Origin of the sequence: Candidatus Cryosericum odellii (genome assembly GCF_003570935.1) — a bacterium.
Lineage (GTDB): Bacteria > Caldisericota > Caldisericia > Cryosericales > Cryosericaceae > Cryosericum > Cryosericum odellii.
On record NZ_QXIU01000011.1, the window covers coordinates 1 to 7,559 of the forward strand.

The 7,559-nt window shown below is 56.0% G+C and carries 10 protein-coding genes (2 of these 10 only partly in view); 8 read left to right on the forward strand and 2 right to left on the reverse strand.

All coding sequences use genetic code 11. The features are described 5' to 3' along the window. The 3 genes from SMC5_RS00440 to rpsU all read left to right on the forward strand — a co-directional run. The coding region (locus SMC5_RS00440; protein WP_207798911.1) for a DNA gyrase C-terminal beta-propeller domain-containing protein at positions 1 to 1,488 on the forward strand (1,488 nt) is incomplete at its 5' end. After that, positions 1,472 to 2,554, forward strand: a complete 1,083-nt coding sequence (locus tag SMC5_RS00445) for an AI-2E family transporter (RefSeq protein ID WP_119119151.1) — start codon at positions 1,472 to 1,474, stop codon at positions 2,552 to 2,554. The genes SMC5_RS00440 and SMC5_RS00445, both read left to right, overlap by 17 nt. 73 nt (positions 2,555 to 2,627) lie before the next feature. Further along, positions 2,628 to 2,828, forward strand: a complete 201-nt coding sequence (gene rpsU, locus SMC5_RS00450) for a 30S ribosomal protein S21 (protein ID WP_207798710.1) — start codon at positions 2,628 to 2,630, stop codon at positions 2,826 to 2,828. A 56-nt stretch (positions 2,829 to 2,884) separates the two neighbouring features. Here rpsU and SMC5_RS00455 read toward each other — a convergent pair whose 3' ends face one another. Together SMC5_RS00455 and SMC5_RS00460 are read right to left on the reverse strand one after the other, a co-directional pair. Continuing rightward, positions 2,885 to 3,646, reverse strand: coding sequence for an SDR family NAD(P)-dependent oxidoreductase (locus tag SMC5_RS00455; protein ID WP_119119152.1), 762 nt, complete (start codon positions 3,644 to 3,646; stop codon positions 2,885 to 2,887). A 3-nt stretch (positions 3,647 to 3,649) separates the two neighbouring features. Then, a complete protein-coding gene (locus SMC5_RS00460; RefSeq protein WP_119119153.1) occupies positions 3,650 to 3,988 on the reverse strand; it encodes a cupin domain-containing protein in 339 nt (112 codons plus the stop codon). Positions 3,989 to 4,140: 152 nt separating this feature from the next. Between SMC5_RS00460 and SMC5_RS00465 the strand changes: the two genes are divergently transcribed. Beyond that, the gene (locus tag SMC5_RS00465; protein ID WP_119119154.1) at positions 4,141 to 4,764 is read left to right on the forward strand and encodes a cyclodeaminase/cyclohydrolase family protein; all 624 of its coding nucleotides are present in this window, start codon (positions 4,141 to 4,143) and stop codon (positions 4,762 to 4,764) included. A gap of 27 nt (positions 4,765 to 4,791) precedes the next feature. Further along, complete coding sequence (rho, locus tag SMC5_RS00470; RefSeq protein WP_119119155.1) at positions 4,792 to 6,240, forward strand: transcription termination factor Rho; 1,449 nt, start codon at positions 4,792 to 4,794, stop codon at positions 6,238 to 6,240. A gap of 5 nt (positions 6,241 to 6,245) precedes the next feature. Continuing rightward, a complete protein-coding gene (locus tag SMC5_RS00475; RefSeq protein ID WP_119119156.1) occupies positions 6,246 to 6,854 on the forward strand; it encodes a thymidine kinase in 609 nt (202 codons plus the stop codon). A gap of 16 nt (positions 6,855 to 6,870) precedes the next feature. Beyond that, positions 6,871 to 7,559, forward strand: partial view of a PCRF domain-containing protein gene (locus SMC5_RS00480; RefSeq protein WP_207798913.1) — the 5' portion only. 25 nt of this gene lie beyond the right edge of the window; the window shows 689 of its 714 coding nt (coding positions 1-689); the start codon lies at positions 6,871 to 6,873; its stop codon lies off the right edge, out of view. Next, positions 7,547 to 7,559: the 5' end (the start) of a peptide chain release factor-like protein gene (locus tag SMC5_RS10940; protein ID WP_207798914.1), read on the forward strand. Its footprint extends 341 nt past the window's final position; only the first 13 of its 354 coding nucleotides appear in the window; its start codon is at positions 7,547 to 7,549; its stop codon lies off the right edge, out of view. The genes SMC5_RS00480 and SMC5_RS10940 overlap by 38 nt, the downstream gene beginning before the upstream one ends.

A 7,559-nucleotide genomic window follows, 5' to 3' on the forward strand; every position in this document is an offset into this window, starting at 1 on the left:
TTCCACGTCAGCATGCTCGGAATCCTATATGGCGTGCCGCGCACCCTCCCTCTGCGCGATGTTCTGGCTACATTCCTGGACTTCCGCGAGGCAACGCTTCGCAAGAGGTTCGCTCTGGAGCTCCGCAAGCACGAGGAACGGCTGAACGTCCTCAACGCTCTTGTTATCGCCATTCGAAACATCAAACGAGTGACGGAAATCCTGACCGCGTCATCGTCTATGGACGATGCATCGGCTCGCCTCGTCGAGAACTTTGGACTCAACGACCGGCAGGTGGAGGCGATCCTTGAGATGCGCATGCGGTCTCTGGTATCGCTCGAGGTCGAGAAGTTGACGAAAGAGGTTGAAGAGAACAAGTCAGAGATAGAGAGGCTCTCTGCGATGCTGGCAGACCCTAACAGGATCCGTGTCTACATCCGGGATGAGCTTGTCGAGGTCGCCCGCAAATATGGAAACCCACGCCGCACTCAGATCCTGAAGGACGATGGCCGTGGAGAGGACGATGACGAGCAGTTCATCGAGGACAAAGAGGTCATGGTCGTCATTTCCAAAAACGGCTATGCGAAGATTATCCCGAGTTCGACGTTTAAGGTTCAGGGTCGCGGAGGGCTGGGAGTCGCGAGCATGAATCTAAAGCGGGACGACTATATCAGCAAGTACTTCACCGTCCGCACGAAGCAGCGTGTGCTGCTCTTCACCAACAAAGGACGTGTGTACTCAATTCCGGCTTACCGTCTTCCTGAAGAGAAGCGGCAGGGTGGAGGCGAGAATCTATCGCTTCTCCTCGGTATGGGGGCGGACGAGCTCGTCACCGAAGCGACGGCGCTGCCCGCCATACAGGAAGGTGTGTCATTCATCATCGTGACCCGTCGTGGACGTATCAAGAAGATGGTCACATCGCAATTTGTTACCATACGTAGTACAGGGAAGATGTTCATCAAGCTTGCCGAAGGGGATTCTGTGGTCGCTGTAAGACCTGTCAAGGACACCGACGAGGTCCTCATCGCCTCCGATTCCGGGCGAGCTGTCCGGATCCGGTCGGCGTCCGTGCGTGCCATGGGCGCATCTGCCGGTGGTGTGCGCGGAATGCGCCTTTCACGCGGAGGCAGGTTCGTAGTCGGGATGGAAGTGCTGCGACCCGACGTACCGTTCACGCTTATCACGGAACATGGCCACGGCAAGCGCTTGAACCCGTACGAGGTTCGCCTGGTTGGCCGAGGGTCTGGTGGTGTCATTTGTTATCGCGTCACCGACAAGACTGGTCCACTGGCGGCATTTACAACGGGAACCACCGACCAGGATGTTGTCGTGTCCACGAGTACGGGTCAGACGATTCGTACTCCTGCCGAGCGCCTTCCCTTGCTTGGAAGGGTCTCTTCGGGCGTGAAAGTGATCCGGCTGAAGTCCAAGGGCAGCGGTGTTATCGCTGCGGAAGCAATTATCAAGGAGGTCGCCCCAGCGGAGGCTGAAGATGAGGCTGAGCAGTAAGGAAACCAGTGCTCTTCGCATTGTTCTTCTCTCGGTCCTGAGCATCGCTGTGGCCACGGGGGCCGTCTGGCTCCTGTGGAGCCTTCGTAGCATCGTATCTCTGGGAATCGCCGCGGCATTCGCGGCGTTTCTCTTCTTGCCAATTGCACAGTGGCTCAATCGAAAGACCCACCTTCCTATGGGTCTCACGTGTGCCATCGTTGTCTTGGGAATCGTGGCCGTATTCGTCGGCCTGGTGGCGGTCACGATTCCTCCTCTTGTGCGCGAAACGAGATCGCTTGTGACATCTCTTCCTGATTACGTGAAGACGGTTCAGGGATACTTCTCCAGACTCTCGACATGGCTGGATCGCCTTCAGCTGGGGTCGGCCAAGGACACCATCACGGCGGTTCTCGACACAGTCCAAAAAGCTGCGATCCAATTCGGACAGAACATCGTCACGGCATCGTCCAAGAGACTGCTGAGTGCTGGCGCTCTTCTCCCGTTTTTCGTGCTCATGTATTTTTTCATGAGCGGCTCTCATGGTTACTATGAGATGTCTTTGTCGCTCCCGTTTATCCGTACACAGAAGGATCATGCAGAGGTCGCGCTTGCTCAGGTCGCCGCAAGCACCAGGAGATATATCGAGGCGCTTGCCCTCATTGCGCTGGTCACTGCGCTGTTCGTGGGCGGGATCAGTGGGCTCTTCGGGATCAACTACGCTCTGACAATCGGCGTCGTAGATTTCTTCGGCGAGTTTATTCCATACGTAGGCCCATTCGTGGTTGCATTGCTGGGAGCGTTTTTTGCCGCCGTGACGGGTCCGGGGAAGCTCATCGCATGGATCATCATCTTTGGCGTCATCGAGGCTGGGGAGAGTCAGATTCTCGCCCCACGACTCATATCCGAGAAGACTGGGCTCAGACCAGAGTTTATCATCCTGCTCCTCCTGGCGGGTGGCACGTTGGCAGGGTTCTTTGGGCTGTTGATCGCAGTCCCTCTTGCGGTTTTTGCCCGTGAGATCATCAAGAGTGTTCAGTTGTTCCGATCAGAGTCTGAGGACGTCACAGAGAAGCCGGTTGACTGAAGACGCAATTCCGGTATAGTTAATTGGTTGTTTATCAACCCCTTTGGCAGCGGTTTGACGAAAGGAGGGGTGAATGATGGGAAACTATCGTGATCGGAACAAAGACAGGACTGAACCTCAGGGCGAAGACGCCCAGCTGGAAAATATGCTGAGACGCTATAAGCAGGACTGTATCCGTGATGGCCTCTTCGGCGAACTCAAGAAGCGTCGCTTCTTCATGGCGCCAAGCGAGAAACGCAAGCAGAAGTCCATTGCTGCGCGCAGGCGCAAGTAGGGTCGTTCTTCCTGAAGATGAGAGCACGGGGCGCGCGAGCGCCCCTTTTTCGTTGTCTAGAGCCCCTGACACAGGAACCCACCATCGACAGGGATGGATGTCCCATTCACGTATCCAGCGACGGGAGACAGAAGGAACATGATGAGGTTGGCGATATCCTCAGGACTGCCCGGCCTGCCAAGCGGGACTGCGTCAAGAAACCGCAGACGCTCGGCATCGAACTCCTTTCCGAAAAAGTCTTCTGTCATGGGCGTCCGGATGAGGCCTGGGATGATGCAGTTCGAGCGTATTCCCCGAGAGCCGGCCTCGACCGCGATGGACTCGGAGATGCTCTCCAGTGCACGTTTCGAACTGTCATAGCTTGCTGAGGGCGTGTGATGGGGATGTCTGTGAGCGTCGATCGAGGACACGAACACGAAGCTTGCTGAGGAAGAGGCCCCAGACAGCGCAGCCTGGGCAAACTCGAAGGCGGCAAAGACGTTGACGTCGAATGTCTCACGGAATTCGCTGGAGCGAGCTGCAGAAAAAGCATCGGTTCGCAGTTCTGCCGGCAGGAACACGAAGCCGGCAAGCTCGGTGGACTCGCGAAGAGCGGCTGTGCACTGATTTCGGTCCGATTCCCTGCGCAGATCTCCGGGGACGATGCCAATGAGTGCACCAGGAGACAAGGTGTGCACAAGAGCGTTCAAACGTTCGGGGCGCCCTCCCACAAGCAGGAGGCGGGCATGTTCCTGGTCAAGCGAGGTCGTAAGTGCCAAGCCGATGCCAGCTGTGCTGCCTGCGATGGCAATCGTTCTTCCTGCCAGAGCAAGGTCCATTGGCTACTGGATCGGTATCATGCACAGAAAGACAAGGTCATCGGTGCCTTCGTTGGCGAAACTGTGAATTGCCTCTGGCTCGATATAGATGGCGTGGTCTGGGCCAACATGACGAGTCTCACCTTCGCAGAAAGCAGTGCAGATTCCCTTGATGACAAAGATTTCGTGTTCCCAGGGGTGAGCGTGGCGCGGTGTAGACCCACCCGGTTTGACGACGAAGTACCGCATCGCAAACGTGGGGACTCCATCCGAGCGGTTGAGCATCCAGCGTATCGTAGTACCATGGGCTCCGGCTTCGGTGACGGAAATCTCCTCGACGTCTTGAACTGCCTTGACAATCATGATGACCTCCGGTTGGACTAGATAGAGAGCATTATACTACAATTGTAGGGGGTAGGCTCTTCTCAGGACGCTCGCGCTTGCATTTTCCAAGCGAGCAGGTATTATTTGTCTGAACTAGTCGATACATTCCAATCGTCAACCAAGAGGTCGAGATGTATAAAAATCAATCCTTAGATGGGTTTTTGACCGAACTCTCATCGCGCAATCCGACTCCCGGCGGAGGTAGTGCTGCCGGGCTTGCCGCGGCGATGGGGACAGCTTTAGTCGAAATGGTTGCCAATGTCGTAGGTGTGCGTGATGAGTCGGAAAAGAGCCGTCTGGCCCCATTTGTCGAGGGCTGCGAAGCGTCGCGGGCCGAGTTTGTTACGATGATGGACCAGGACAGCGCGGCATTCGAGGGCTACATGGCTGCCATGAAATTGCCCAAGACGACCGATGACGAGAAACTTGTGCGACGGGCGGCCATGCAGGATGCACTCAAGGGTTCGACAAGAGCCCCTCTCGCGCTGGCCGTCCGCGTGTGCGATTTTGCCGAGCTTCTCGTCGCGACGTTTTGTGATGCGCCAAAGGATATTGCATCTGACCTGTATGTCGGCGCCGCAATGCTCGAGGCTGCCTATGCCGGAGGCATTGCCAACGTTTACGTCAATCTTGCATATCTGCGAGATCCTGTCTTTAAAGATGAGACACGTGTGACAGTTCAGCAGTGTCAGACGCGTGTTACTGTGTTGGGCTCGTTCAAGGATTCTATCGGGCGCTTGCTGGCTATTGAGTGACCATTTGACGAAAGAAGGCAGAGGATTATGAACTTCACTGAACAAGAGTTGCTGGAAAAGACGTCCCGGGAATTGTACGAGATCGCGAAAGTGCTGCATGTTCGAAACTATACACGGCTCAAGAAGCCGGACCTCATTGAGGAGTTGTTGAAACTTGGGGGTAAGGATGCTAATGATCAGGAGGGGCCTGCCATGAGTTCTATGAGACCCTATGACAACCATGACAAGCCTGAGGTAGTGACTGAACACCTCGATATCGAGCAGGAACGTGTACCGGAGCACGTCGTTTCCGGAGCTGTCATCTCGAGTTCGCCTGAGCGCCATGGTGGAGAGATTCCACGAACGGGGGGGGAGGAGTTCACTGCCTCGGGCCTGTGCGAGATTCTCGCTGAGGGATATGGGTTCATGCGTTCCAACTACTTTCCTTCCTCGTCGGACGTTTATATCTCGCCCCCCATGATCCGGCGGTTCGGTCTGCGGACCGGTGACTGGCTCGAGGGTATCGTCCACCTGCCGCGTGGAGACAAGGAGAAGTATTCCTCACTGATGCGCATCCGCAGCATCAATGGCATTGGTATCGAAGGGCACGTACTCAATCGGCCGCAATTCGAGTCACTCACACCGATCTTTCCCAACAAGCATCTCAAGCTGGAAACGCCCAACTGCAGCATGGCCGTGCGCCTCCTTGAGCTTGTTGCTCCCATCGGCAAGGGCCAGCGTGGCCTGATCGTGTCGCCACCAAAGGCGGGAAAGACGACCATTCTCAAGGCCATTGCGCAGAGTATCGAGTACAATCACCCCGAGGTCACGCTGATGGTACTCCTTATCGATGAGCGGCCCGAGGAAGTCACGGACATGAAGCAGTCGATTCGGAGCGAGGTGATCAGTTCGACGTTCGACCAGCCTCCCGAGAACCATATTCGAGTCGTCGAGCTGGCCCTGGAGCGTGCAAAGCGCCTGGTTGAGATCAAGAAGGATGTCGTCATCCTCCTGGATGGTATTACTCGTCTCACACGCGCTTACAACCTTATCAGTTCCTCGTCTGGGAAGACTCTGTCGGGCGGTCTCGATCCAACTGCAATTCGCGGGCCCAAGAGAGTCATCGGCGCCGCGCGGAATATGGTCGAGGGCGGTAGTCTGACAATCATCGCAACAGCGCTCATCGAGACAGGCAGCCGCCTGGATCAGGTCATCTATGAGGAATTCAAGGGCACTGGCAACATGGAGCTTGTTCTGGACCGTGAACTGGCTGAGCGACGCGTTTTCCCCGCCATCGACGTCCGGAAGTCCGGCACGCGGCGCGAAGAACTCTTGTACACGCCTGAGGAGTATCGTAAGATCTGGGCTCTCAGACAGTTCATCGGCAACGAGGATCCGACGGAGAGCCTTGAGAAGCTCATCGCCATGCTTCAGAGAACTGCCAACAATCGGGAGTTCCTGGCCAACATCGTCGCGCAGGACAGCGCTGGACGCTAGGTATCATGGATAGCCTTTCCGGCAGAATCGAGGTCGTTGCCGGTTGCATGTTCTCGGGGAAATCCGAGGAGCTGATTCGACGCCTCAAGAGGGCACAGATTGCGAGGCAGAAGGTCATCGCTCTCAAGTCGTCTCTCGATGACCGCTACGGGCTTGAGACGATCACGAGCCACTCGGGAATTCGCCTTGAATCAGCTATCGTGGCATCTCCTGCTGACGTGGTCAGGATTGTCGAGGAGAGGCAAGTGGAAGTCGTCGGTATCGACGAGGTGCAGTTCTTCGATCCCGGGATTATCGAGGTCGCAGAGTATCTTGCGGGCAAGGGCGTTCGCGTCATCCTCGCCGGACTCGACCAGGACTTTCGTGGTGAGCCATTTGGACCTATGCCAGAACTGCTTTCGCTTGCGGAAGAAGTTACGAAGCTTACAGCCGTATGTATGGTATGTGGGAGGCCGGCGACGCGTACTCAGCGCATCGTCAATGGGCGTCCGGCGCGGTATGACGACCCGGTGGTGATGGTGGGTGCAGCCGAGAGCTATGAAGCACGTTGTCGTGAGCACCATGTGGTTCCAGGTCGACCAGAGCGAGTACTGGAAAGAGATCGCCTAATTTGAGGCAGAAAGAGAGCCGATGAGCCTGGAAACAGAACAGTTGGCACGTAGAATTCATGAGATCGACGAGCGAGTTGCCAACCTGCGCTACGATGTCGATCAGAAGGAAATTCAGAAGCTCATTCTGGAGCGGCGCACGATGAACTCTCTGTTCGAGCTGCTCACTCACGAAGAGTCTCTGAGGACTCAGCTTGCTGACAACGATGCACTTCTCGCAGAGGGAACAGATTCCGAGTTCGCTGCCATGATCGAGGAAGATAAGCTCCGGCTTCGCCGGGGACTGGAAGCTGTCCACACTCAGATCGAGGAAGAACGTATTCCCAAAGATCCGGATGACGACAAGAATATCATCGTCGAGATCCGGGGAGGTGTCGGTGGCGACGAAGCGGCGTTGTTTGCCGCTGATCTGTTCCGTATGTACTCGTACTTCGCAGGACAGCATGGTCTCAAGATAGAGGTCATCTCGAGTCACCCAACCGAGATCGGGGGGTTTAAGGAAGTTGTCTTCTCTGTACTCGGAGTAGGAAGCTATAAGCTCTTCAAGTTCGAGAGTGGCGTCCACCGCGTCCAGCGTGTGCCTGAGACGGAGGCTTCTGGCCGCATTCACACGTCCACTGCTACCGTGGCGGTGCTACCTGAAGCTGAAGATGTCGACGTGCATATCGACGACGACGACATCAAGCTTGAACTGTTTCATGCGTCTGGACA

What these genes read in the sequence shown, in the direction of transcription:
- SMC5_RS00445 (WP_119119151.1), top strand. Translation starts at nt 1,472, where the DNA reads ATGAGGCTGAGCAGTAAGGAAACCAGTGCTCTTCGCATTGTTCTTCTC.
- rpsU (WP_207798710.1), top strand. Translation starts at nt 2,628, where the DNA reads ATGATGGGAAACTATCGTGATCGGAACAAAGACAGGACTGAACCTCAG.
- SMC5_RS00455 (WP_119119152.1), bottom strand. Translation starts at nt 3,646, where the DNA reads ATGGACCTTGCTCTGGCAGGAAGAACGATTGCCATCGCAGGCAGCACA.
- SMC5_RS00460 (WP_119119153.1), bottom strand. Translation starts at nt 3,988, where the DNA reads ATGATTGTCAAGGCAGTTCAAGACGTCGAGGAGATTTCCGTCACCGAA.
- SMC5_RS00465 (WP_119119154.1), top strand. Translation starts at nt 4,141, where the DNA reads ATGTATAAAAATCAATCCTTAGATGGGTTTTTGACCGAACTCTCATCG.
- rho (WP_119119155.1), top strand. Translation starts at nt 4,792, where the DNA reads ATGAACTTCACTGAACAAGAGTTGCTGGAAAAGACGTCCCGGGAATTG.
- SMC5_RS00475 (WP_119119156.1), top strand. Translation starts at nt 6,246, where the DNA reads ATGGATAGCCTTTCCGGCAGAATCGAGGTCGTTGCCGGTTGCATGTTC.